Raw genomic sequence first — 23,909 nt, 5'->3', positions numbered from 1 at the left:
ATGGACGCACCCCGTCCCCCGGACTGACCGCCGTGTCCCCCTGGGGACGGACCCGGAGGCCCGCCCGGGGGGGCCGGTCAGTGTTCGAGGTCGTAGATTTCGTCCTCGATGTCCTTCTTGTCCGCCGCGTCCGGCTTCTTCACCAGGTACTCCTTGAAGGCGGAGACGGCGTCCTTGCGCTTGTTGCGCTCCTTGTAGGCGAAGCCCAGGTAGTAGAGCGGCTGCGGGTTCTGGGGCTCGGCGGCGGTGGCCTTGCGGTACCAGTCAATGGCCTTGGCGTGCTGGGCCTGCTCGGTGAAGGCGCGCGCGACCTTGTAGTAGATGTACGTGAGCTTCGGGTCCGCCTTGATGGCCGCCTGGTAGCGGCGCACGGCGTCGTCCCAGCGCGCGGCGTTGAAGAGCGTGTCACCGATGGCGCCCATCACCCGCGTGCGCTGCGGATCCGCCTTGAGCGCGGCCTCGAAGGAGGCGATGGCGCCGTCGAAGTCCGACTTCTCCAGGAACGCGTGGCCCAGGGCCTCGTGCGCGTCCGCGTAGTTGGCGTCCAGCGCCACGGCGGCCTGCCACTGCTCCACGGCCTCCGGCAGCTTCTTCGCGTCGCGCAGGATGACGCCGTAGGCGTAGTGGTAGTCCGGGCGCTTGGGCGCGCGCTCCACCGCGCTCTTCATGCTGTCGAGCGCCTGGGTGTACTCGGAGCGCTTCGCGCGCACGAGGCCCAGGTAGTAGAGCGCCTCGTGGTTGGAGGGTTCGTTGCGCAGCGCGAGGCCCAGGTTGCTCTCCGCGCCGGGCAGGTCGCCCTTCTCCAGCAGCACCGCGCCCAGGGTGATGGGGGTGGTGGTGGAGCGGGGGTCCTCCTGCTTGGCCTTCTCCAGCTCCGCCGCGGCCTCGTCCAGCCGGTGCAGCCGCCAGAGCACGAGCCCGCGCTGCAGCCGCCCGTCCTTCAGGAGGTGCGGATCCAGCTCCAGGGCGCGGTTGGCCTCCGTCTCCGCGCGGGCCGCGTCGCCGCCCAGCAGCGACACGCGCGACAGGCCCAGGTGGGCATCCGCCAGGTTGGGGTCCAACTGCACGGCGCGGTCGAACTCCTGCTGCGCCAGCAGGCTGTTGTTCTCAGCGAGCGCCAGCTCACCCAGGCCCGCGTGCACGCCCGCGTGGTCCGGAGCCTGCTTCGCGGCGACCTCCAGCAGGGTCCGGGCGTCCGCGTTGCGGTGCTGCCGCAGGTACAGGCGGCCCAGGTAGAGGCCCGCGTCCACGAGCTTCGGATCCGCGGCGTTGGCGCGCTTGAAGTGGCCTTCCGCGTCCACGGGCTTGTCGAGCGCGTCCTCGATGCGGCCGAAGAGGTACGCGATGCGCGCCTCGTTGGGGAAGCCCTTGCTGGCGGCCTCCACGGCGGTGAGCGCGTCCTGCATCTTGCCCGTCATCACCAGCGAGGTGATGTGGCCGTCCACGTACTCCAGGTTGGCGTTGTCCTCCTTCGCGAGCGACTCGAAGAGGGGCCGCGCGCCGTCGTAGTCCCGCTGCGAGCGCAGCACCTGGGCGAGCTGCGCCTTGATGAAGGTGGAGTCCTGGTTGTCCTTCAGGGCCTCCTTCAGCTCGGTCTCCGCCTCCTTGGGCTTGAACTGCTGGAAGAGGGCCACGCCCTTGAGGCCACGGGCGCGGGCGCGCTCGGCGGGCCCCAGCTCGTTCTGGAGCTTCAGGGCGCTCTCCACGGCCTGGGCGCCCTGCTCGATGTTCGCCTTGCGCACCAACAGCTCCACCGCGGCCAGCTCCACCGCGGATGCGGCGTGCCGCGGGTCGGCCTGGAGCGCGGCGGCGTAGGCCTGGGCGGCCTCGTCGGCCTTGCCCGCCGCCTGGTACAGGTTGCCGAGCGCGTGGTGGGCCTTGGCGGACTTCGCGTCCCGCTCCAGCACCTTCTTCAGCGTCGCGATGGCATTGGCGTCGTCCTTCTTCTGCGCGTAGGCCTCCGACAGGAGGAAGGCCAGCTCCAGGTCGCCCTGGTTGTCCTCACGGCTGTACGCATCCTGCAGGCGGGCCTGCACGTCCGCGCCCTTGCGGGCATTGAGCGCGAGCCCGGCGGCCGTCTTGATGACCTCCACGTTCTTCTCGCCCAGCAGCCCGATGGCCTCCATCCGCTTGTCGCAGTTGTTGAGGTCGGCGCGCTCCGCGGCGGCGTAGCGGCGCTGCAGGTAGGCCACCGACTGGCACCAGAGGGCGCGGACCTCCGGGTACTCCTTGCCCTTGAGCACCTGCGCGCTCTTGTCGCGCGCTTCCTGGTAGCTGGCGTACGTGTCCCTCAGGAGGCCCAGCTTCGCCTCCGCCACGAGCTTCGCCTGGGGGGAGCCCGAGGACACGCTGGCGGGGAAGAACTTGTTGCGGCCAAAGGCGCCGTAGCGGCTGGCCTCGAAGCTCAGGCCCGTGCCCAGCACGACCACCGACACGCCGGCGGCCACCAGGTAGGGGATGCGCTTCTTCCACTTGAGGTCGGCGGCGCTGCGGTCCACGACGGACACCGCGGCCATGCGGCCTTCGTAGAGCTGGCGCAGCCGCTCCATGCTGGCCTGCCCGTTCGCGGGCTCCGTGCCGCCCGCCGTCTCCGAGCCGGGCTGGGCCGCGGAGGTCGCGACGGGGATGGCCTTGGAGGGGCCCTCCATCAGCCGCTGGATGGCGGTGGCGAAGATGGGCACCGTGCCGATGGCGGACCAGCTCTCCGAGTCGGACGAGACGTCCTCGTTGCCCAGGAGCTGTCCGTCCTCGAGCATCTTGACGATGACGCCCTCTTCGAACGGGCCGAACATCTTCCCGGAGCGGCGGCGCACGTGGAAGCGCTTCACCTGGATGCGCCCGCCGGCCTCCTTGCCGGAGGCGTCGTCGATGAAGCTGAGCATCTCCAGGCCGTCCGTGGGCCCCGCGGCGGGCGGGGGCGGCAGCGGCGCGGAGAGGTCCGCTTCCAGGTCATCCACGGGGGCGGCGGTGGGGTCGAACTCCAGCGCGTCCGGCAGGCCCACCGGCGGGGACGTGGACGGGGAGGGGTCTCCGAAGTCCACGTCGCCGAAGTCCGTCGCCGGGTTGACGCGGGAGGGCGGCGCGGCCGGGGCGGGGTCGCCGAAGTCGAGCTGGTAGTCCGTCGCGGGCGGCGCTCCGGCGGGCGGCGACGAGAAGTCCACCGCGAACGGGTCGCCCTCGGGCATGGGGGACTGGCCGTACGCGGGGACCGGGGCTTCCGCGAAGTCGAAGGACACGGCCTGGGACGCGGCGGGCGAGGGCAGGTCGGAGAAGTCCATCGCCTGGGGAGACGCGGGCGAGGGCAGGTCGGAGAAGTCCATGCCGGGCGAGGGCGGCAGGGCGAAGGGGTCTTCGCCCGCGGAGGGCAGGTCGCCCAGGTCATAGGCCGACGGGCCGGAGGCCGGCGGCGGGGGCAGGGCGAAGGGGTCCGCGTCGGGGACGGACGCCTGGGCGTAGTCGGAGGGCGGCGGGAGGCCGAACGGATCCGCTTCGGGCTCGGCGGAGGGCGGCGCCATCGCGAAGGCGTCCACCTGGGGCTCGGAGCCGTAGCCGTACGTCTGCGGCTGGGGGCGCGAGGCCGCGGGGCCGTGGGCGTTGGACGGGTCGTTGATGTCGAAGGTGAACGCGTCCTCCGCCGCGGGCTGCGCGGGGACGGGGAGGTTGTCGCCGTCCGCGAAGTCGAAGTCGGGCGTGCTGCCGAAGTCGGGCGTGCTGCCGAAGTCGGGCGTGCTGCCGAAATCGGGCGTGCTGCCGAAGTCGCTGCCAGTGTCGGCGGGGGCGACGGGGTCCTCGGAGAAGTCGAAGTCGCGCGCGGTGCCGGCGGGCTCCTGGGTGCCGTAGGCGGCGGGCTCGCGGAAGGCGTCGGTGGGGACGGGGAGCCTGACGACGCGGGTCACGTCCTCGCGCTCGCCGAAGTCGCTGGTGTCGAGCGAGGAGAACTCGCCGCTGCCCACCTCGGAGAAGTCGTCTTCCGCGGCCATGGGAGCCGCGGCCTGGGGCGCGGCGTCCATGTCGAAGCTGAACGAGTCATCCGGGAGGGCCACCGGCGCCGAAGGTCCGGCGTCGAGCGAGATGGCCCGGGGCGCGGCCACGCCCGGTGAGGCGTACGCGGCGGGCGGGATTTCATCGTCGAAGGAGAACGGATCGTCCGAAGGGACGGGCGGCAGCGCGATGGCGGCGGGAGGCGCGGCGCTGCCCGGGAGCGGAATGGCTGCGGAGCGCGGGGCCGCCGCACCGGGCAGCGGAATGGCCGAGGACGACGGGCCGGCACCCATCGGGATGGCGGCCTGGGGCGCGGCGCTGCCCGGCAGGGGGATGGCGGCCGTGGGGCTCGCACCGAGCGGGATGGCGGCGGCGCGGGGGGCTGCGCTGCCCGGGAGGGGAATCGCGGCGGACTGGGGGGCTGCGCTGCCCGGGAGGGGAATCGCGGCGGGGGCCGAGGGACCGGCACCCATGGGGATGGCCGCGGACTTCGGGGCGGCGCTGCCCGGTAGGGGGATGGCTGCGGCCTGGGGCGCGGCGTTGCCCGGGAGGGGAATCGCGGCGGAGGAAGGACCGGCGCCCATCGGGATCGCGGCCGACTGCGGCGCGGCGCTGCCCGGCAGCGGAATGGCGGCGGACCTGGGGGCGGCGCTCCCGGGAAGCGGAATCGCGGCGGAGGAAGGACCGGCGCCCATCGGAATGGCGGCGGCCTGGGGCGCGGCGCTGCCCGGGAGGGGAATCGCGGCGGAGGCGGAAGGACCGGCGCCCATCGGGATGGCGGCCTGGGGCGCGGCACTGCCCGGGAGGGGAATCGCGGCCGACCTGGGGGCGGCGCTACCCGGCAGCGGGATGGCGGCCGACTGCGGCGCGGCGCTGCCCGGGAGCGGAATGGCGGCGGACTTCGGGGCGGCACTGCCCGGGAGGGGAATCGCGGCCGACTGCGGCGCGGCGCTGCCCGGGAGCGGAATGGCGGCGGACTGGGGTGCGGCGGTGCCCGGGAGCGGAATCGCGGCGGCCTGGGGCGCGGTGGGGGCCGCGGCCTCGGGGGCGTCGGCGCTCACGCCATCGGCCTTGATGGGGAACGTGGTCTGGCACCGGGCACACTTGAGCTTCGCGCCCCCGGGCGGGATCCGCCTGTCATCGATGTTGTAGTTCGTCTGGCACGACGGGCAGGAGACTTTCATTGTTTTCCTTCGACGAGACCGGCTGGCGCGCGCACGCGCAGCAATGAATGGGCGGTGCGATGGTCCGCGCGGCGCGTGCAGGCTAGCAGAGCCGTTTCAAGCCCGGAAAGAACGCGCCCCTCGGGCGACGAGTCGTCACCCGGGCGGCCAGGAGGGCGGGCGCACGCCCCTACCGGCAGTGTGCCTTCCTTTTCCAGCCCCCCGGACGAGGTGGTAGACCCGGCGGAGCATGGATCCCATCGTCATCCTCGGGGCGGGCCTCGCGGGCCTGTCCACCGCGCATTTCCTCAAGCGCCCCTGGCGCCTCATCGAGAAGTCGGACCGCGTCGGCGGCCTCATCAAGACCGAGGTCATCGACGGGTGTTACTTCGACCCCACCGGCCACTGGCTCCACCTGCGCGACCCGGAGATCCAGGAGCTGGTCAACACGCTCTGGCTCCCCGACCAGATGGTGCGCATCCAGCGCCGCGCCGCGGTGTACTCGCGCGGCACCTTCACGCGCTTCCCCTACCAGGTGAACACCCACGGGCTGCCGCCGGAGGTCGTGGCGGAGAACCTGGTTGGCTATGTGGAGGCCATCTATGGCGAGAAGGGCCGGGCCCTGCGCGAGCGCGAGCCGGTCAACTTCGAGGAGTTCATCCTGCGCTACATGGGTGAAGGCTTCGCGAAGAACTTCATGCTGCCCTACAACCAGAAGCTGTGGACCGTGCACCCGCGCGAGATGTCCGCCAACTGGGTGGGCCGCTTCGTGCCGCGTCCCACCCTCAAGGAGGTCGTCGACGGGGCGCTGGGCGCCGGCAGCGACCAGCTGGGCTACAACGCGTCGTTCCTCTACCCGCGCGAGGGCGGCATCGAGAGCCTGGCGCGCGCGATGAAACAGCACCTGCGCGGCGGCGAATTGAGCGTGCACACCGAGCCCGTCTCCATTGACTGGAAGGCGAAGCAGGTCGTGCTGTCGGACGGGCGCACGCAAGGCTACTCGGGGCTCGTGTCCTCCATCGCGCTGCCCACGCTGGTGCAGTTGATTTCGCGCGGCGCCTCCGGGGTCCCGGAGGAAGTGCAGGCCGCGGCGAAGCGCCTGCGGGCCTTCACCGTCACGTACGTGTGCGTGGGCGCGAAGGGCGCCAACCGTCAGCCCTGGCACTGGATCTACCTGCCGGAGCCGGAGTTCCATGCGTACCGCATCGGTTCGCCCTCGGCGGTGTACGCGCCCCTGGCCCCCTCGGACACGGCCAGCTTCTCCGTCGAGTTCAGCCACCACGGCGAGCTGTCGCTGGAGGACGCGGAGCGCAAGGCGGTGGAGGATCTGCTGCGCTCGGAGATGATCCACTCGAAGGACGACATCCTCTTCGCCCGGGCGCGGGAGATCCCCAACGCGTACGTGCTCTACGACGAGGCGTACGGACCGGCGAAGACGGAGGTCGCCCGCTTCCTGGAGCACGCGGGCATCCTCACCGCGGGGCGTTATGGCCAGTGGGAGTACTCGTCCATGGAGGACGCCATCCTGGGCGGGCGGGCCTGCGCCCGGACGCTGAACGGCTGACGCGAGGGGTCATCTCCTTGTCGACGGGTGGGTTGGGGCCGTGCTAGGCCCCAGGCCTACCTTTCGCTTCTTCTGGACCCATGGCCCTGCACCTCTCCGTCGTCATCCCGGTCTACAACGAAGAGTCCATCATCGCCCAGGCAGCCGAAGAGCTGCGTCAGGGGTTGGATGCGCGCGGGCTCGACTACGAAATCATCTTCGCGGAGAACGGCTCGCGCGACTCGACGCCCATGATCCTGGAGGATCTGTGCGCCAAGAACCCGCGCCTGCGCTGGTTCCACTCGGAGACGCCCAACTACGGCGTGGCGCTGAAGGAGGGCATCCTCAAGGCCCGTGGCACCTACGTGGTGTGTGATGAGATCGACCTGTGCGACCTGACCTTCTACGACGCGGCGCTGCCCCGTCTGGAGCGCGGTGAGGCGGACATGGTCGTGGGCTCCAAGGCGGCCAAGGGCGCGAGCGACCAGCGCCCCCTCATCCGCCGCGCGGCCACGCGGGTGCACAACAAGCTGCTGCGCGTGGCGCTGGGCTTCCAGGGCACGGACACGCACGGTCTGAAGGCGTTCCGCCGCGAAGCGCTGCTGCCCGTCATCCAGAAGTGCGTGGTGGACATGGACGTGTTCGCCAGCGAGTTCGTCATCCGCGCGTGGCGCGAGGGGCTCAACGTGATGGAGATCCCCATCCAGCTCCACGAGAAGCGCCAGCCGTCCATCCACCTGTTCAAGCGCGTGCCCAACGTGCTCAAGAACGTGGGCAAGCTGTTCTACGTCATCCGCGTCCGCGGGACCTGAGGAGCGACCCATGCCGGCGGCGCGACTGGCGTCCATCTCCGTCGACCTGGATTCGCTGCCGCACTACTGCCGGATCCACGGGCTGCCCGAGTCGCTCCTGGACGACCGGGCCCGCACGTTGATCCACCGCGTGGCGGTGCCCCGCTTCCGCGACCTGCTGGCCTCCGTCGGAGTACCGGGGACGTTCTTCGCCATCGGGGAGGACCTGGAGGCGGACCCCGGCGCGGCGGCCGGCATGCGGCAGTCCCACGCGGCGGGCATCGAGGTCGCAAGCCACAGCCACGCCCATGATTACGCGCTCACGCGGCGCGGTGCCGACGCCATCGCGGACGACCTGGCGCGCGCGGACGCTGCCATCCTGAAGGCCACCGGCGTGCGTCCCTCCGGCTTCCGGGCCCCGGGCTACACGCTGAACGCGGACCTGTACGCGGCCACCGTGGCGCAGGGGTACACGTACGGGTCCTCCGCGTTCCCGGCGGCGCCCTACTACGCTGCGAAGGCGGCGGTGATGGGGGCGCTCGCGGCGCTGGGGCGGCCTTCGCGCTCCGTGCTGGATACGCCCCGCGTGCTGCTCGCGCCGCGCGGGCCGTACCGGCCGGATCCGACGCAGCCGTACCGTCGGGGCACGGGCGCGGTGGTGGAGTTGCCGATGACGGTGACGCCGGTGGTGCGCTTCCCGTTCATCGGCACGTTCGCGACCACGCTGCCTCGCGGCACCATGCGCGCCGCGTACCGGGCGTGCCGGGCGGATGCCTTCTTCAACTTCGAGCTGCACGGCGTGGACGTGCTGGACGCGGAGGATGGCATCCCGCCGGAGCTGGTGCGCCAGCAGCGCGACCTGCGCGTGAGCGCCGCGAAGAAGCAGGAGCGGCTGCGCAGCATCTTCCAGTGGCTCAAGGAAGACTTCGACGTCGCCACCCTGCGCGACGCGGCGGGGCAGCTCTCCGCGACGCTTTGAGGGAACGTCGCGGCGCGCGGATCAGCGCGCGGCCTTCAGGGCCTTCCAGTCCGCTTCGGCCTGATCCGCATAGGCCTGCGCGAAGGCGGTGAGCCGCTTCGTGGCCTCCCGCGTGTCGCCGCCCACCCAGGACTCCAGCCGCGTGGCCTGCTCCCGCGTGTGGCCATGCGCCCGGGCCAGCACCACGCCCGCCTGTTCGAAGGTGGAGCGCAGCCCCTTCTTCTTGGAGAGAGCGCCGTCGTCCAGCTTGCCCTTCTCCGGCTCCACCTCACGCACGAGGAAGGCCCGGCCGCCCAGGGGCACCGCGCCCGTGAGCGGGTTCGCGTCGCCGGCCAGTTCCTTCTGCGCCTTCACCACGTCCGCGCCGTTCGCGGGGGCCGGGGGAGAACCCACGCCGGAGGCCAGCAGCTCCTTCAGCTCCAGCAGCACGGGCGGGGCCTTCGGATCCTTCGCGCCCAGGAGCACGTAGTCGCGCTCCAGGCCGTAGCTGCTCCCTCCCGCGTCCAGGCGCTCCGCGAGGTCCAGGACCTTCAGGGGCACGGCCACGCCCTCGGTGCCCTTCAGCGTCGCTTCGTACGACGCCAGCGCCGTGCGCACCGCGGCCTTCCGTGTCGCGTCCAGCGGCTTGAGCGTGTCCGTGGTGAGGAAATGGGGCCCCTTCGCGCCATCCAGCTTCACGTACTTCGCCAGCAGGTCCTTCGCCGACGTGTCGCGCGACTGGTCGATGAGGTCCTTCACCGGCCCGGACGACTCCTTCTTCGTCAGGAAGGCCCCCGGGTTCGCATCCCCGTCCGCCAGCAGCTCCAGCGTCTCGAAGTACCCTTGCGCGAGCGCCTTGACCGCCTCGGCCTGCTCCCCGGCGGACAGGCCCGCCTCGCGCGCGGTGAGCACGGCGCTGGTGGCCAGCCGCGTGAGGTCCGCCTCCGGCGACGCGGTGCCCGCCTGGTCGAAGTCGTTGAGCCCCCACACCGCCTTGCCCTCCGGTCCCCGGAAGGTGCCCAGGTTGCCCACGTGGGCATCGCCCACCACGAGGATGGCCGGGGCCGGCCGGTCCACCAGCTTCGCTCCTTGTGCGTACGGGCCCCGGAGGTCCGCATGGAAGAGCGCGGGCATCGCCCGGAACATCGCGGAGGGGCTCTCGCGCATCATCGCGAGCTTCTCCTTCAGGCGCGCGGGCGGCAGGGACAGCTTCGCGTTGAAGTCGCGCACGAAGGCCACCCCCTGCGAGGGCTCCCGCGCGAGGCCGGACGTGGCGGCGCGGGCCAGCACCGGGGTGGGCGCGGCCACGGTGTCGCCGGTGCGGGACGTGGGCGCCCGGGGCTGGAAGTCGCTGGGGGTGTTCATCCGCCCCGCCGCGCCTCCCGCCGAGGCGAGCGTCAACACCGTTGCCGCGACGGTGGAGCCAGGAGCGGACGTCCGGGAGGGGGGCTGGGGCTTGGGCGGGATGCGCATGGGGGACACCTTCCGACAGGTTATCGTCAGAAGCGCGGCATGGGTTGCCGGCCCACTCCCGGTGTGCGTGCCGGGATGCTAAGGAGCCAGCCCATGCTGGAGCGTTTCAGCGACAAGGTGAAGAAGGGCCTGCGCGGCTGGACCGAGCGCATGGCGGGCGAAGCACAATCCGGTGAGCTCCAGGGCCTGGCCCGGACGGAGAACGAGTACGGGGTGGACCCCTTCGGGTTCAACCTGGACTACAGCCTGGCCGCCATCGCCCCGTTCCTGTGGCTCTACCGCCACTACTTCCGCGTGGAGGCCTACGGCGCGGACCGCATCCCGTCCGGGCGCGTGCTGCTGGTGTCCAACCACTCCGGCCAACTGCCCATGGACGGCGCCATGATTGGCATCGCCCTGATGGTGGAGGGCTCTCCGCCGCGCGCCATCCGCAGCATGGTGGAGAAGTGGGTGCCGTCCTTGCCCTACGTCTCCACCTTCATGGCGCGCGTGGGCCAGATTGTCGGCACGCCGGAGAACTGCCGCCGCCTGCTGGACGCGGAGGAGGCCATCCTCGTGTTCCCGGAAGGCACGCGCGGCCTCAACAAGCTGTGGCCCCAGCGCTACCAGCTCCAGGAGTTCGGCCTGGGCTTCATGCGCCTGGCCCTGGAGACGAACACGCCCATCGTCCCCATCGCCGTGGTGGGCGCGGAGGAGCAGGCCCCCGCGCTGATGAACCTGAAGCCCCTGGCGAAGCTGTTGGGCATGCCGTCCTTCCCCATCACGCCCACGGGCGCGGCGTTTCCGCTGCCCACCAAGTACCGGATCTACTTCGGAGACGCGCTGCACTTCACCGGCCGCGCGGATGACGAGGACAGTGAACTCGACAAGAAGGTGCGCACCGTGAAGGCCTCCATCCAGGCGATGCTCCAGCAGGGGCTCAAGGAACGCCGGGGCGTGTTCTGGTGAGCGCTCCGCACGAGGAAGAGAAGGAGTCCAGCGGGGACCACAAGAAGCCCGCCGTCGTCGTCACCGGCATCAGCGGCAACCTGGGCCGCACCCTGGCGAAGATGCTGCACAAGCGCGAGCGCATCATCGGCATCGACCGGCGCCCCTTCGCGGGCCGGCCGAAGGACGTCGAGATGCACCAGATGGACCTGCGCAAGAAGAAGGCGGAGGACGTCTTTCGCAAGAACGAGGTCCGCGCCGTCATCCACATGGGCATCATGCATGACCCGCGCATGAGCGAGGAGGAGCACCACTCCTTCAACGTCGTGGGCACCACGCGCCTCCTGGAGTACTGCGCGAAGTACGGCGTGAAGAAGGTGGTCGTCCTCTCCTCGGCCAACGTCTACGGCCCCAGTCCGGACAACTCCAACTTCCTCACCGAGGACGCGCCGCTGATGGCCGCGAGCCGCTTCTCCGGTGTGCGCGACCTCATCGAAGTGGACATGCTGGCGCACAGCTTCTTCTGGAAGCACCCGCACATCGAGACCGTGATTCTGCGGCCCGTCCACATCGTCGGGCCCACCATCAAGAACGCGCCGTCCAACTACCTGCGGCTGCGCTACCCGTGGACGCTCGCGGGCTTCGACCCGATGGTGCAGCTCATCCACGTGGAGGACGTGGCGCGCGCGATGGTGGAGGCCCTGCGCCCGGAGCCCAAGGGCGTCTACAACGTCGTCGGCCCCGGCCAGGTGCCCCTGTCCGCGGTGCTGGGAGAGCTGGGCCACACCGCCATCCCCGTGCCGCACCCGGTGGCCCGTCCGCTCCTGGGCCTGATGTTCCGCTACCGCCTGGCCAACTTCCCGCCCCCGGAGCTGGATCACATCCAGTTCCTCTGCGCCGTGGACGGCGACCGGTGGGTCCAGGACGTGGGCTGGAAGGCCCGGTACTCCATGCGCGACACCATCCGCTCCGTGGTGGGCGAGTAGAGGAACTTCCATGGGCCGTCGCCGCTCCCCCTGACATGGATGTCACTGGGACGGTGGCGGAATGGCAGGGGGCGCCTGACACGGCTGTCAGGGCGGGCTTGGTGGTGAGGTGGGTTCCGGATACGCAAGTGTCTGATTTCCCAGGGGCGCTGGGGGCGGAGCAGGGGGGCGCGAAGGTTGGCACCCGACTTGCTCATGTACCTGGCAACACGGCGAGGTCGCAGCGGGCCTGAGCAACACCGCGCGACACCGTCACCCTGGTAGGGGGTTCCATTGGGGAACCCTCGACGCCCACCGTCTCGGCCGGCCCCGAGGCGGTGGGCGACTTTTTTTCGCTACTCCAGCTCGCCCGCGAACGGGCCCGCCTGCTGCTTCTCCAGCAACCAGACGCCGTCCCGGAAGATGAACTCCGAGGTGACGGTGTCGCTCTGTTCGGAGGCGGAGGGCAGGCGCATCCACTGGATGCGGCTTTGGACGGTGGCGCGCTTGCCGTCCTCGGCCATCTTCACGTCCTCGATTTCGTAGTCGGTGACGGTGAGGTCGCGGTCGTCGTGCAGTTCGCGGCGCTTGCGCTCGAAGTCCTGGCGCTCCTCGGGGACGAGGAAGTTGGACAGGGCGCGGTAGTTGCGCCAGCGCAGGTTCTTGTGGAAGCCCTCCACGGCGGGGCGGAGCGTCTCCGGGTCCCCGGGGGGCGGCGTGTGGGCACAGGCCCCACCGAGGAGCAGGGCGATCATCAGGGCAGGCAGGCGGTTCACGTGCGGGACGCTACCACCCGCCGCGTGCGCGGAACGAGGGCGGTGCTATGGTCCGCACTCCCCGCCCGAGCACCGGAGTCGCGACTCAACATGGCCAAGTCGATGGTGGAGCGCTACGAGCAGCTCCTCCGGCAGGACCCGACCTCTTCCGTCTTCGTGGAGTTGGCGAAGGCGCTCTTGGAGAAGGGAGATGCGGCGCGCACGATTGAAGTGTGCACCCAGGGCGTCAGCCACCACCCCACGTCCACCGTGGGACGGGTGTTGTGGGGCAAGGCCCTCATCCACCTGGGCCGGCCCGCGGAGGCGATGGAGCAGTTCGATCAGGCCATCGCCATCGAGAAGGACAACCCCTACGCCTACAACCTCATTGGCGAGGTGCTGTTGCAGCGCGGGTTGTTCCGCTCGGCGCTGCCCATCCTTCGCAAGGCCGTGGCGCTCCAGCCCAACAACGGGCGCGTGAAGCAGTGGTTGGATCAGGCCCAGCAGGCGCTGTCCGGCGGGCCCGCGCCCATCTTCGCGGACCTGGGCACGCTCGTGGTCCCGGCGGCGACGCCGGACGACGACGAAGCGCAGGCGCCGGCAGCGGAAGCCCAGCCGTCCGCGTTCGATGCTCGCGCCGCCGCGGCCGCGGGGCTGGAGCCGCGTCGGGCCCGGACGGAGACGCCCGCGGGCGGTTCGGAGAGCGCCGCGTCCGGGACGGTCCCGGCGGCGGGTGCTTCCGTCGGTGCGACGGACGCGCGAGCTTCGGCGGAATCTGCTCCGGATGGGATGGGGACCGGGTCCCCTGAAGCCCAGGCTTCAGGACGTGAAGCCCTGGATGGGGCTTCGGATCCGACCTCCGGTCGTGAGGCTCAGGATGGGGCTTCGGGACATGAGGCTCAGGACGGGGCCTTGGCTTCCGGGCGCGAAGCGCAGGGGGAGGAGTCCTCTGCTTCCGGTCTTGGGTCTCAGGATGGGGCGTCGGATCAGCCTTCGGAGGGTGAGGCTCAGGGTGTCCCGGCGGATCCGGGCTCCGGTCGCGCGGCGCAGGCAGGGGCCGACGCTCGGGGCTCCGGACCTGAAGTGGGCCCGCCGGCACAGGCTTCGGGCTCCGGTCGTGGACGCTCGTCGGGAATGCTCGCGGACCTCCCCGATGCTCCGGACGACGCGCCTTCTTCGTCGCAGGGCGGCGGATTGCTCGGGAATCTTCCGGGCCCAGAAGCGGCGCGGCCCCGGGCTCCTGCTCCGGTGGCTCCTGCCGCGACGACGGCGGGCGGCAAGCGCTCGCTGCTGGACGACATCCCGGATGCCACGGAGCTGGCGGCGGCGACCGCTCGCAACAAGGCGGCGGCGAACGCGAAGGACACGGAGGCGCTCGCCGCGAAGTACGAGCGCGAGATGCACGAGAAGATCGCCAAGGAGCGGGCGAAGCAGTCCCTCCTGGAGCGCTACGGCACGAAGACCGTGGCCCTCTTCGTCGCGATCATCTTCCTGGGCGCGAGCGCGGGCTTCTTCCTGCTCTACCGCTCCCGCCAGGGCGGCCAGACGCTGTCGGAAACGCTGGAGCTGGCCCGGCGCGCGGTGGCGCAGGACACGGGCGCGTCGCTGGACGAAGCGCTCCGTCAGCTTGGCCGCGCGCGCGACATGGACGAAGCCAGCGCGCAGGCCTGGGCGCTCACGGCCTACGCGCACGCGCTGCGCTACCAGGACCACGGCGGTGCTTCCGAGGACCGGCGGCAGGCGCTGGAGGCCCTGGAGAAGCCGGGCGTGAAGGACGGCTTCGCTGGATTGGTGCTCGCCACCAACGAACTGGTGGCGGACGAGCGGGGCCGTGAGTCGACGCGCCGCGCGCTGCTCGCCTCCCAGGACGACGTGACGGAGGTGCACGCGCTCGCGGGCAGCCTGCTCCTGGCGGCCAAGGACGAGACGAAGGCCCTGGACCGCTTCGACCGCGCGCTCAAGGCGTCGCCGGGCAACGTCCGCGCGCTGGTGTCGCTGGGCGGCTACTACCTGGCCTCCGAGGACTTCGCGCAGGCGCTGGAGATGTTCAAGCGCGCTCGCGAGGCCTCCAAGGAGCACCCGGCCGCTCGCATTGGCATGGCGGAGAGCCGGCTCGCGCTGGAGCAGGAACTGGACGCGGCCCTGGCGGACGTGGAGCCGCTGGCGAAGGATCCGAAGCTGCCCCCCGCGCTCAAGCCCCGCCAGCAGCTGGTGCACGGCGAGCTGCTGTCCGCGCTGGGCCGGTACGAAGAGTCGCGCGTGCTGCTCGCCCAGGGCACGCAGGGGCCGCTGGCCATGGACTTCCAACTGGCGCTCGGGGCCGCGGGCCGCTCCGCCGGCAAGCTGGAGGCCGCGCAGCAGGCCTACGAGGCCGCGTTGAAGCTGCAGCCCAAGAGCGAGGCCGCGAAGGAAGGCCTGGGGCGCACGCTGCTGGACCGCGACCGCGAGCGCGAGGCGTTGCAGCGGTTGGAGGTGGATGGGGGCCGCAAGGTTTCGATGGTGCGAGGCGCGGCGTACGCGCGGCTCGGAGATTGGAAGAAGGCCCGCGCGGAGCTGGCCCGCACGCGCGTGAACGACCGCTATCCGCCGGAGGCCGTCGCGGTGCTGGCGCTGGCGGACGCGAACGAAGGCAACGGCGCCCAGGCGCGCGAGGTGCTGGAGAAGGCGCTGGCCAAGCGACCGCGCACCGACCTGCGCGTGGCGCTGGGGCAGGTGTACTGGCGCGAGCGCGCGCTCGACAAGGCACAGGCCCAGTTCGACGAGGCACTGAAGGATCCCCGCGACTACGAGGGCGCGTGCTCCCTGGGGCGGCTGCTCCTGGCGCGCGGCCTGCCGGACATGGCCCTCAAGCCGCTGACGCAGGCGGTGGAGCGCAACGGCGCGCACGGCGAGTCCCGCGATGCGCTGGGTCGCGTGCTCCTGGCGCTGGGCCGCACGCCGGAGGCGCTGAAGCAGTTCGAGGCGTGGCAGCTGGACAACCCGGGCAGCGCGGCGGCGCAGAAGGGCTTCGCGCTGGCGCTGTACCAGTCTGGCCGTCGCAAGGAGGCCGAAGGGGCGTCGGGCCGCGCGGTGAAGCTCGCGCCGGACGACGCGGAAGGGCAGCGGTTGCGCGCGGCGCTCCTGTTCCGCAACGGCGATGCGAAGGGCGGCTTCTCCGCGTTGGAGCGCGCCAACAAGCTGGACTCCAAGGACCCCAACACCTTCTGTGAAATCGCCCAGGCGTTCCTGCGCCAGGGCCAGGTGGAGAGCGCGGACGCGGCCTTCGCGGCGGCGCGGCGCGAAGGGCCTGACGCGACGTGCGGTCGCGTGGGCGAGCTGTACGCGCAGCTTCCCGGCGGAGGCCGTGGGGCGTCGCGCACGCTGCAGGACCTGGCCGACCGGGCGCCCACCGTCTGGGACAAGGCCTTCGCCCAGATGACGCTGGCGCGGGTGCTGCTGGGCGCGGGCATGGTGAAGGAAGCCCGGGTGGCGGCCGACGAGGCCGTGAAGCTGGCCCCCTTCAACGGCCGGGCGTACCTGGCGCTGGGCCTGGTGGCCTTCAAGCAGCGGCAGGAGGCTCCCGCGCGCGAGGCGCTGGCCAAGGCGGTGGAGCTGGAGCCCACCGACGGCATGGCGCACCTGGCGCTGGCGGACGTCCTGGCGCGCGAGACGGCGGAGCTGCCCCGGGCGGTGGAGTCCTACGAGGCCTTCCTGCGGCTCGCCGGGGACTCACCGGATGCGAAGCGCGTGAAGAAGTCCCTTCCGCTCCTCAAGCGCCGGGCGTCGAGATAGCGTGACCGACGTGCGCGAGCGGCCCCCGTCTTCCCCCCTGCTGCAGGTCATGTGGGGCAACGCCTTCCTGCTGTCGGTGCTCTACCTGCTGGTGGGCACCGTCGTGGAGCTCCTCCGGCAGAGGTCCCGCTCGCCGACGGTGGACCGCCTGTCCATGGCGCTCGACTCCCTGCCGGCACGGGCGCTGGAGTTGGTGCACGCCCTGGGGCCGCTGCGCGTGGCGTACTTCGATGGCCGCATCTCCGAGCTGGGCGTGCGCGTCCTCTTCGGCGTCGTCACCGTGGCGGTCATCTTCCTGCTCGCGCTGGTGGTCGGCGCCATCATGGCCGTGCTGCGGTGGGCCGTCCTGCGCGCCGCTGGCAACAAGAGCGGCCCTCCCCAGGGCTGACGGCCGGGGGCCCGGTAGCGGGCCTCAAGGGCGGCGCAGCTTCGACTTGCGCACGCGCGGAGCCACGGGCGAGACCTGCGGCTCATGGCCCGCGGCGCGTGCCATCAGGCAGATCTCCACCACCTTGGGACCGAAGCGCTCCCAGCGGCTCTCCCCGGTGCCCTTCACCGCGAGGAAGGACTCCCGGTCCACCGGCAGCTCGGCGGAGATGCCCAGGAGCGTCGCGTCGTTGAAGATGATGAAGGGCGCGACCCCCAGGTCCTTCGCCAGGTCCTTGCGCCAGCGGCGCAGCTCCGTGGAGGCCAGCTCGCTGTAGACCCGCACCGGAGCTCCGGACACGCCGGAGGCGGTGGGCGCGGTGCGCGAGGACGACCCGGACGGCTTGGGCATCATGCTGCCCGCGCACCGGTCGCACGTCCCGCACACCGTCGCCGCGTCCGCCTGCCCGAAGTAGTTGAGGATGAACGCGCGCCGGCACTTCGGCGTGTACGCGTAGTCCGTCATCCGCTTGAGCATCAGCAGGTTGTGCCGCTCCTGCGTGCGGACCCGGCTCAGGTCCACGCTCAGCTCGCGGAACGGGACGCGCTCCAGCGCGCGGATGGAGCGCCCCGCGAAGGGCTTGCGCACCCACACCACGCCCGCCTTCTCCAGGAGGCCCAGCGCGTGCCGGACCTCCTCCTCCGACAGCGCCGTGCGCCGCGCGAGGATGGGCAACTCCGTGGTGGCCTGACGTCCCACGGGGAAGGTCTCCAGCAGCGAGCGCAAGAGCCGCTGGGTCTCCGGCGCGTGTGGCTGGGCCGTGGGCGCCTTGTCGGTCAACGTCAGCCCGTACTCGCCCTCGCCGCGACCGCCGCGCTCCAGCTTGCCCTCGCGCTCGAAGATCTTCAGCGCGGCGGAGACCTCGAACTCGCTGGCTCCCACCATGCCCGCCAGCGCGTGCACGCCCCGGTCGAACTCCTCCACGCCCTGGAGCGCCGACCACACGTCCGACAGCACGGACTCGGACGGGTGGCTGCCCTCGATGAGGCGCTCCTGCGTGTACACGTCCGCGTGGTTGAACAGCAGCACCGCCGTGGCGGGTTTGCCGTCCCGGCCAGCGCGGCCGATCTCCTGGTAGTACGCCTCCACCGCCCGGGGGATGTTGGCGTGCGCGACGAAGCGGATGTCCGACTTGTCGATGCCCATGCCGAAGGCATTGGTGGCCACCGCCACCGCTTCCTTCGCGGACATGAAGTCCTCCTGCGCGCGGCGGCGGGCGTCGTCCTCCATGCCCGCGTGGTACAGCACCGCGCGCACCTTGCGCGTCACGAGCGCGGAGTGCATCCCTTCTGCGGCCTTGCGCGTGGAGCAGTAGATGATGCCGCTGCCGCCCTTCGCCGCCAACTGCGCGCAGGCCTGCCGGCGCTCCTCGTCCCCGTTGACGTTCACCACGTCGAGGAAGAGGTTGGGCCGGTCGAAGCCCTGGGCGAACACCCTCGGCTCCTTCATCAACAACACGCGGACGATGTCGTCGCGCACTTCCGGCGTCGCCGTGGCGGTGAGGGCTACCGTGCGCGGGGGACGCAGCCGCTTGCGCACCTGTCCCAGGAGCGCGTAGTCCGGCCGGAAGTCGTGGCCCCACTGGGAGATGCAGTGCGCCTCGTCCACGGCGAACAGCTCCACGCCCAGCTCGGAGATGAGCTCCAGGAAGCTGGTGCTGCGGAAGCGCTCCGGCGCGACGTAGAGCAGCTTGTACTCCCGGGCGCGCAGCTTGCGCAGGCGCTCCGCCCGCTCCAGGTCCGACAGCGACGAATTGATGAAGGTGGCCGGGATGCCCTTCGCGGTGAGCTGCTCCACCTGGTCCTTCATCAACGCGATGAGCGGCGACACCACCAGCGTGATGCCCGGCAGGAGCAGCGCGGGCAACTGGTAGCACAGGCTCTTGCCCGCGCCCGTGGGCATCACCACCACGGTGTTGCGGCCACTGAGCACCGAATTGATGACGGTGGCCTGGCCTGGGCGGAACTCCGACAGGCCGAAGTACCGCACCAGTCCCCGCTGGGCATCTTCGAGGAAGGGCAGGGACTCCAGCATCGCGCGCATGTTCATCATCCTGGGTCGGCCGTCAACGCCTATCCCTGTCGTGGGCACCGGCGCCCCACCTCACAGCTCGAGCCCCGGAGGAAGAGGAACCGCCAGCGCGGCCCGTTTCCGCGCCACCTCCCGCCGCAGTTCTTCCGTCCGCTCCAGGTCCAGGCGGCCGTCCACGATGACGTCCCCCTCGCGCGCACCCGGCGGCAGCTTCCAACGCTCCACCGTGCATGCCTGCCCGCTTTCGCTCCGCACCACCCGGGCCCGTGAGCCCTCCAGCATCTCCACCTGCACGGGGCTGGCGCCCACCCCCAGCAGCACCCCGGCCGTCATCACCAGCCCCCGCCCGGCGTGCCGCACTTGCGTCGCCCCTCCCGCTCGCTGTCCGGCAGCAAGCCGCGCTCCAGCATGGACACGTAGGCGCCGTCCCCCACGACGACGTGGTCGAGCAGCTTCACGCCCAGCAGCCCCGCCGCGCGCGCCAGGTGTTCGGTGAGGCCCACGTCCTGGACGCTGGGTTCGGGGTCCCCCGAGGGGTGGTTGTGCGCGAGCACGATGGCCGTGGCCCGCGCGGACAACGCCGCGGCGAACACCTCCCGGGGATCCACCGGGCACGCGCTCAGCGTCCCTTCCGCCACCCGGGCGTCATGCACCAGCACGTTGCGCGGGTTGAAGCACAGCACGTGGAACACCTCGCGCCGGAGCGCGCCCAGCGTGGGCGTCAGGTACGCGTGGATGTCCTTCGGCGTGCGCAGCCTGGGACGGCGTTCCGGGGAGCGCTGCGCGCGTCGCCCCAGCTCCAGCGCCGCGAGCAGCCGCGACGTCCGGGCCGGGCCCACGCCCCTTCGCGCGCACAGCGTCCGGGGATCCTCCTGCACCAGCGCCTTGAGCCCACCCCGCGTCAGGCCCGCGTCCTGGAGGGCCGTGCTCCTGGGCCCCTCCGTCCACAACAACCCCAGCAACTCCAGGTCGGTGAGGGCCTCCGCGCCCAGCCGGAAGAGGCGCTCGCGCGCGTCCTCCGTGAGGGCCCTCACCGACCCGCCGCCCGTGGATGCCCCATCTCCCGACCCCTCCCACGCCTCGCCACCCTGTTCCATCCCGCCTCCCTCCACGTGCTGGGTGAAGAGCAAGGCGTGTGCCCCGACCTCCCACTCCTGCGTGAAGGGTGAGGCCCGTCCAGACTCGCGCGAAGGGGCCCGGACCCGGGACGGACAGCGGTGCTCCATCCGCACTCTCGGCGCGCGAGGAGACGGGGGCTGGAAGCGCCTGACCGCTAGAAGCGGGAGATGGCGAAGAAGCCCTTGATCTTGTCGTTCGTCTCGCGAAGCCGCTCGCTCAGCGTGCGGACGAACGTCCAGAGGAGCACGTAGGCCAGGTCCTTGTCCGTGAACATGAGCTGGTCCAGCTTCGCCCGCTCGATGACCCACACCGTGCAGCCGCTGTGGGCGATGGCGTCCGCGGAGCGGGGCGAATCCTCGATGACGGCCATCTCCCCGAAATACTGGCCGGGTTCGAGGATGGCGAGCGCCTCTTCCCCGATGCCCGGCACGGATTTGGAAATGCGCACCTTGCCGTCGGTGAGGATGAACATGTCCTGCCCGGTGTCTCCCTCGCGGAAGAGAAAATCCCCGGCGGTGTAGGTCCGGGGTCGGGCAATCTGGGCGACCTTGGCGAGCTGGCCCTGGGTCAAACCCTCGAAGAGCGCAACCTTCTTGAGGACAGCGGCATCCATGGGGTCCAGGTACGTATCATGGCCTGGAGTACGGCGTCTGGTACCGTCCGGGCCCGAAAACGCATCAGCGCAGGAGGCGCCGTGTCGCAGGACAAGATTCAGAAGGTCACCATCATCGGTTCAGGCCCCGCGGGCTACACGGCCGCCATCTACGCCGCGCGCGCCAACCTGGAGCCCGTGGTGTTCGCCGGTGGCCCCACCCTGGAGCACCCCCAGCGCGTGCCGGGTGGCCAGCTCATGGTCACCACCGACGTGGAGAACTACCCCGGCTTCGCGGAGCCCATCACGGGCCCGGAGCTGATGGAGCGCTTCCAGAAGCAGGCGGAGCGCTTCGGCACCGCGCTGCACATGGAGAACATCACCAAGGTGGACTTCTCCCAGCGGCCCTTCCTGCTGGAGAGCGAGAGCGGCATGAAGGTGCGCTCGGAGACGGTCATCATCTCCACGGGCGCCACCGCCAAGTGGCTCAACGTCAAGGGCGAGGACACCTACAAGAACCGCGGCGTGTCCGCGTGCGCCACCTGCGACGGTGCCTTCTACAAGAAGCAGGACGTGCTGGTGGTGGGCGGCGGCGACACGGCCATGGAAGAGGCCACGTACCTGGCGAAGATCGTCAACCACGTCACGCTCATCCACCGCCGTGACTCCCTGCGCGCCTCCAAGGTGATGCAGGATCGCGCGCTCAACAACCCGAAGATCTCCTTCCTGTGGAACTCCGCCGTGGAAGAGGTGGTGGGCAACAACAAGGGGATGACGGGCGCCGTCGTGCGCAACCTCAAGACGAACGACAGCCAGCTTGTCACCGCGACGGGCCTGTTCGTCGCCATCGGCCACACGCCGAACACGGAGCTGTTCCAGGGCATCCTGGAGACGCACCAGGGCGGCTACTTGAAGACCATCCCCGGCAGCACGCGCACCAACATCCCTGGCGTCTTCGCCTGCGGTGACGTGCAGGACAGCTACTACCGCCAGGCCATCACCGCGGCGGGCACGGGCTGCATGGCCGCCATCGACGCGGAGCGCTGGCTCATCGAGCAGGGCGAGTAGTCCCCGACGCACAGGCCCCTGCCTTCCAGCGAGACGACACGCGCATGAGCACGAAGCAGAAGACGGTGGCGGTGCACGCGGGCTCCCGGCTCACCGGGAGCAAGGCGGTGCCCGTCATGCCGCCCATCTTCCCGGCGGCGGTGAACTGGTTCGACAGCAGTGACGACCTGTCCGACGCGCTGGATGGCAAGGACTACGCCTACGCCCGCATCAGCGCGCCCAACGCGGCGCTGCTGGAGGAGGCGGTGGCGGCGCTGGAGGGCGCGGAGGCGTGCGTCGCGTACGCCAGTGGCATGGCCGCGCTGCGCTCGCTCTTCGACGCGCAGCCGTGGAAGGCCGGGGACGTGCTGGTGATGCCGACGGATGGCTACGGCGTCACCCGCTTCCTCTACAAGAACCTCTGCGCCCGTTGGGGCGTGGAGCTGCGCCCGCTGAACCAGACGGATCCGGAGGCGCCTGCTCGCATCCGGGAGTGGCGTCCGCGCATGGTGCTGGCGGAGAGCATCTCCAATCCACTGCTGCGCGTGCCGGACATCCGCGCGCTCGCCCAGGCGTGCCGCGACGCGGGCAGCGTGTTCGCGGTGGACGCGACCTTCCCGTCACCCTTCGGGCAGCGCGCGCTGGAGTTGGGCGCGGACTATTCAGTGCAGTCCACCAGCAAGTGGCTCAACGGCCACAGTGATGCGCTGGGCGGCACGGTGAGCGGCACGAAGGCTCGGATGGATCCGCTGCGTTCGGCGCGCATTCTTTCCGGGGACGTGTTGGGGCCCTTCGAGGCATGGCTCACGCTGCGCGGCCTGCGCACGCTGCCTGTCCGCATGAAGGCCCACAACGAGCACGCCGCGCACGTGGCGAAGCGGCTGTCGGATTCGCCGCTGCTGGAGCGGGTCATCTACCCGGGCCTGCCGTCCCATCCGGACCACGCGGCGGCAGGCCGGGTGCTGGAGGGCGGCTTCGGGCCCATGGTGGCGTTTGAAATCCGGGGCGCGGGGCAGAAGGAGGGCGACCGGTTCCTGGAGGCGCTTCGGGTGTGCAAGCCCGGTCCGTCGCTGGGGGACGTGGGCACGCTGGTGATGCACGCGGCCAGCGCCAGTGCCCGCCGGATGACCCCTGAGGAGCGCGCGCAGGCGGGCATCCGCGACAGCCTCATCCGCGTGTCCGTGGGGCTGGAGGATCCGGACGACGTCGCGGACGACCTGCTCGCCGCGGTGGCGAAGGGGGCTGGCCGGTGAAGATGGTGGATGTCGGCGACAAGCCGAAGACGGAGCGCGTGGCGGTGGCCACGGCGCGCCTGCGGATGCTGCCCGCGACGCGTGAGCGCATCCTCGCGGGGAAGGTGGAGAAGGGGGACGTGCTCGCGGCGGCGCGGCTCGCGGGCATCATGGCCGCCAAGCGCACCCCGGACTTCGTGCCCCTGTGCCACCCCATCGCGCTCGCGGGCGTGGAGGTGACGCTCACGCCCGTGGACGAAGGGCTGGACGTGCGCGTGCGCGTGAAGACGGTGGACCGCACGGGCGTGGAGATGGAAGCGCTCACGGCCGCGTGCGCGGCGGCGCTCACCGTCTATGACATGTGCAAGAGCGTGGACCGGGGCATGGTCATCGAGGCCGTGCAACTGGACCACAAGTCCGGAGGCCGCTCGGGCACGTGGGAGCGCGAGGCGGAAGCCGCCCCGGTGAAGAAGCCCGCTGCCCCGAAGTCCCGTCGCAAGACGGCCCGGCCCCGCACCACGCGGTAGGACCTAGCGGCGCGCCTCCGCGCGCAGCCGCTCCATGAAGAACGCCACCACCACCAGTGAGTGCGTGATGTGTCCCTCCAGGATGAGCCGGGGCACGTCCGCGCGCGGGTGCAGCTCCACGGCGATGTCCTCGCCATCATCCGGGTGCCCGTCGCTCACGCGCTCGCAGTCGAGCGCCAGGAACGTGTGACACCGGTTGGGCTGGAAGGCCGGGTTGGGGTGCACCGCGCCCAGCGACTCCAGCCGCCCGGCGCGATAGCCCGTCTCCTCCTCCAGCTCGCGCGCTGCGGCGACCGCCGGATCCTCTCCCGGGTCCACGCAGCCGCCGGGCACCTCCAGCGTCGGCGCGTCGATGCCGAAGCGGAACTGGCGCACCATCACCAGCTCGTCCTGCTTCGTCACCGCGATGACGTTGACCCAGTCCGCGCACTCCATCCGCACGCGCGGGTGCTCCAACTGCGTGCGCGGATCCACCACCTTGTCCTCGCGCACCTTCACCACGCCGAAGTCGTGCTCCAACCCCCGGCGCAGGCGCAACCAGGGCTTCAGACTCGGCGCCTTCGGCTCAGAGGGGGACGACATTCAGGGAACTTCCTTCCGGCTCGCC

At 71.2% G+C, this 23,909-nt stretch carries 18 protein-coding genes; 10 read left to right on the top strand and 8 right to left on the bottom strand.

Annotated elements, in window-relative coordinates:
* Positions 1–77: 77 nt before the first annotated feature.
* Positions 78–5,165 (bottom strand): tetratricopeptide repeat protein, encoded by a 5,088-nt coding sequence (locus OV208_RS33855; protein ID WP_267578045.1) that lies wholly within the window; start codon positions 5,163–5,165, stop codon positions 78–80.
* A 229-nt stretch (positions 5,166–5,394) separates the two neighbouring features.
* Here OV208_RS33855 and OV208_RS33850 point away from each other — a divergent pair, with 229 nt between their 5' ends.
* The 3 genes from OV208_RS33850 to OV208_RS33840 all read left to right on the top strand — a co-directional run bounded on the left by OV208_RS33850 (position 5,395) and on the right by OV208_RS33840 (position 8,457).
* Entirely contained in the window at positions 5,395–6,708 is a 1,314-nt protein-coding gene (locus tag OV208_RS33850; RefSeq protein WP_267578044.1) for a protoporphyrinogen/coproporphyrinogen oxidase, read from the top strand.
* Between the two features lie 80 nt (positions 6,709–6,788).
* Positions 6,789–7,499 carry a glycosyltransferase family 2 protein gene (locus OV208_RS33845; RefSeq protein WP_120545288.1) on the top strand — a complete coding sequence of 237 codons (711 nt, stop codon included), beginning with the start codon at positions 6,789–6,791 and terminating at the stop codon, positions 7,497–7,499.
* Positions 7,500–7,509: 10 nt separating this feature from the next.
* The gene (locus tag OV208_RS33840) at positions 7,510–8,457 is read left to right on the top strand and encodes a polysaccharide deacetylase family protein (RefSeq protein WP_267578043.1); all 948 of its coding nucleotides are present in this window, start codon (positions 7,510–7,512) and stop codon (positions 8,455–8,457) included.
* Positions 8,458–8,478: 21 nt separating this feature from the next.
* Here OV208_RS33840 and OV208_RS33835 read toward each other — a convergent pair whose 3' ends face one another.
* Positions 8,479–9,909 (bottom strand): DUF2252 family protein, encoded by a 1,431-nt coding sequence (locus OV208_RS33835; protein ID WP_267578042.1) that lies wholly within the window; start codon positions 9,907–9,909, stop codon positions 8,479–8,481.
* A 93-nt stretch (positions 9,910–10,002) separates the two neighbouring features.
* On the opposite strand from OV208_RS33835, the gene OV208_RS33830 reads away from it, so the two are divergent.
* Together OV208_RS33830 and OV208_RS33825 are read left to right on the top strand one after the other, a co-directional pair.
* Positions 10,003–10,857 carry a lysophospholipid acyltransferase family protein gene (locus OV208_RS33830; RefSeq protein ID WP_267578041.1) on the top strand — a complete coding sequence of 285 codons (855 nt, stop codon included), beginning with the start codon at positions 10,003–10,005 and terminating at the stop codon, positions 10,855–10,857.
* Entirely contained in the window at positions 10,854–11,822 is a 969-nt protein-coding gene (locus tag OV208_RS33825) for an SDR family oxidoreductase (protein ID WP_267578040.1), read from the top strand. Before OV208_RS33830 ends, OV208_RS33825 begins: the two co-directional genes overlap by 4 nt.
* A gap of 335 nt (positions 11,823–12,157) precedes the next feature.
* On the opposite strand, the gene OV208_RS33820 is transcribed toward OV208_RS33825, so the two are convergent.
* Complete coding sequence (locus OV208_RS33820; RefSeq protein ID WP_267578039.1) at positions 12,158–12,577, bottom strand: hypothetical protein; 420 nt, start codon at positions 12,575–12,577, stop codon at positions 12,158–12,160.
* Between the two features lie 90 nt (positions 12,578–12,667).
* Between OV208_RS33820 and OV208_RS33815 the strand changes: the two genes are divergently transcribed.
* A complete protein-coding gene (locus OV208_RS33815; RefSeq protein WP_267578038.1) occupies positions 12,668–16,327 on the top strand; it encodes a tetratricopeptide repeat protein in 3,660 nt (1,219 codons plus the stop codon).
* 1 nt (position 16,328) lies between these two features.
* Entirely contained in the window at positions 16,329–16,715 is a 387-nt protein-coding gene (locus tag OV208_RS33810) for a hypothetical protein (protein WP_324291437.1), read from the top strand.
* A gap of 24 nt (positions 16,716–16,739) precedes the next feature.
* Here OV208_RS33810 and OV208_RS33805 read toward each other — a convergent pair whose 3' ends face one another.
* From OV208_RS33805 to OV208_RS33790, 4 genes are all read right to left on the bottom strand, one after another.
* Positions 16,740–18,797, bottom strand: a complete 2,058-nt coding sequence (locus tag OV208_RS33805) for a RecQ family ATP-dependent DNA helicase (RefSeq protein WP_420715070.1) — start codon at positions 18,795–18,797, stop codon at positions 16,740–16,742.
* Positions 18,798–18,857: 60 nt separating this feature from the next.
* Positions 18,858–19,118 carry a DUF3006 domain-containing protein gene (locus tag OV208_RS33800; protein WP_267578064.1) on the bottom strand — a complete coding sequence of 87 codons (261 nt, stop codon included), beginning with the start codon at positions 19,116–19,118 and terminating at the stop codon, positions 18,858–18,860.
* On the bottom strand, positions 19,118–19,882 hold the full coding sequence (radC, locus tag OV208_RS33795; RefSeq protein ID WP_267578036.1) for a RadC family protein: 765 nt from the start codon (positions 19,880–19,882) through the stop codon (positions 19,118–19,120). The genes OV208_RS33800 and radC overlap by 1 nt, the downstream gene beginning before the upstream one ends.
* A gap of 176 nt (positions 19,883–20,058) precedes the next feature.
* Positions 20,059–20,517 (bottom strand): Crp/Fnr family transcriptional regulator, encoded by a 459-nt coding sequence (locus OV208_RS33790; RefSeq protein WP_120545330.1) that lies wholly within the window; start codon positions 20,515–20,517, stop codon positions 20,059–20,061.
* Between the two features lie 81 nt (positions 20,518–20,598).
* Between OV208_RS33790 and trxB the strand changes: the two genes are divergently transcribed.
* The 3 genes from trxB to moaC are packed head-to-tail and all read left to right on the top strand — an operon-like array spanning position 20,599 to position 23,302.
* Complete coding sequence (trxB, locus tag OV208_RS33785; protein WP_267578035.1) at positions 20,599–21,564, top strand: thioredoxin-disulfide reductase; 966 nt, start codon at positions 20,599–20,601, stop codon at positions 21,562–21,564.
* A 44-nt stretch (positions 21,565–21,608) separates the two neighbouring features.
* Positions 21,609–22,796, top strand: a complete 1,188-nt coding sequence (locus tag OV208_RS33780; protein ID WP_267578034.1) for a trans-sulfuration enzyme family protein — start codon at positions 21,609–21,611, stop codon at positions 22,794–22,796.
* On the top strand, positions 22,793–23,302 hold the full coding sequence (gene moaC / locus OV208_RS33775) for a cyclic pyranopterin monophosphate synthase MoaC (protein ID WP_324291436.1): 510 nt from the start codon (positions 22,793–22,795) through the stop codon (positions 23,300–23,302). Before OV208_RS33780 ends, moaC begins: the two co-directional genes overlap by 4 nt.
* A 3-nt stretch (positions 23,303–23,305) precedes the next feature.
* Here the strand turns inward: moaC and OV208_RS33770 are convergent, their stop codons facing one another.
* Positions 23,306–23,884, bottom strand: a complete 579-nt coding sequence (locus tag OV208_RS33770) for an NUDIX hydrolase (protein WP_267578033.1) — start codon at positions 23,882–23,884, stop codon at positions 23,306–23,308.
* Between the last annotated feature and the right edge of the window lie 25 nt (positions 23,885–23,909).

It is taken from the genome of Corallococcus sp. bb12-1 (assembly GCF_026626765.1).
In the GTDB taxonomy this organism is placed as follows: Bacteria; Myxococcota; Myxococcia; order Myxococcales; family Myxococcaceae; genus Corallococcus; species Corallococcus terminator.
This window is presented reverse-complemented; position numbering and strand designations above follow the sequence as displayed.

Excerpts from the sequence above, each read along its gene's own strand:
- OV208_RS33855 (WP_267578045.1), bottom strand. The coding sequence starts at position 5,165 with ATGAAAGTCTCCTGCCCGTCGTGCCAGACGAACTACAACATCGATGAC.
- OV208_RS33850 (WP_267578044.1), top strand. The coding sequence starts at position 5,395 with ATGGATCCCATCGTCATCCTCGGGGCGGGCCTCGCGGGCCTGTCCACC.
- OV208_RS33845 (WP_120545288.1), top strand. The coding sequence starts at position 6,789 with ATGGCCCTGCACCTCTCCGTCGTCATCCCGGTCTACAACGAAGAGTCC.
- OV208_RS33840 (WP_267578043.1), top strand. The coding sequence starts at position 7,510 with ATGCCGGCGGCGCGACTGGCGTCCATCTCCGTCGACCTGGATTCGCTG.
- OV208_RS33835 (WP_267578042.1), bottom strand. The coding sequence starts at position 9,909 with ATGCGCATCCCGCCCAAGCCCCAGCCCCCCTCCCGGACGTCCGCTCCT.
- OV208_RS33830 (WP_267578041.1), top strand. The coding sequence starts at position 10,003 with ATGCTGGAGCGTTTCAGCGACAAGGTGAAGAAGGGCCTGCGCGGCTGG.
- OV208_RS33815 (WP_267578038.1), top strand. The coding sequence starts at position 12,668 with ATGGCCAAGTCGATGGTGGAGCGCTACGAGCAGCTCCTCCGGCAGGAC.
- OV208_RS33805 (WP_420715070.1), bottom strand. The coding sequence starts at position 18,797 with ATGCGCGCGATGCTGGAGTCCCTGCCCTTCCTCGAAGATGCCCAGCGG.
- OV208_RS33800 (WP_267578064.1), bottom strand. The coding sequence starts at position 19,118 with ATGACGGCCGGGGTGCTGCTGGGGGTGGGCGCCAGCCCCGTGCAGGTG.
- radC (WP_267578036.1), bottom strand. The coding sequence starts at position 19,882 with ATGGAACAGGGTGGCGAGGCGTGGGAGGGGTCGGGAGATGGGGCATCC.
- OV208_RS33790 (WP_120545330.1), bottom strand. The coding sequence starts at position 20,517 with ATGGATGCCGCTGTCCTCAAGAAGGTTGCGCTCTTCGAGGGTTTGACC.
- OV208_RS33780 (WP_267578034.1), top strand. The coding sequence starts at position 21,609 with ATGAGCACGAAGCAGAAGACGGTGGCGGTGCACGCGGGCTCCCGGCTC.
- OV208_RS33770 (WP_267578033.1), bottom strand. The coding sequence starts at position 23,884 with ATGTCGTCCCCCTCTGAGCCGAAGGCGCCGAGTCTGAAGCCCTGGTTG.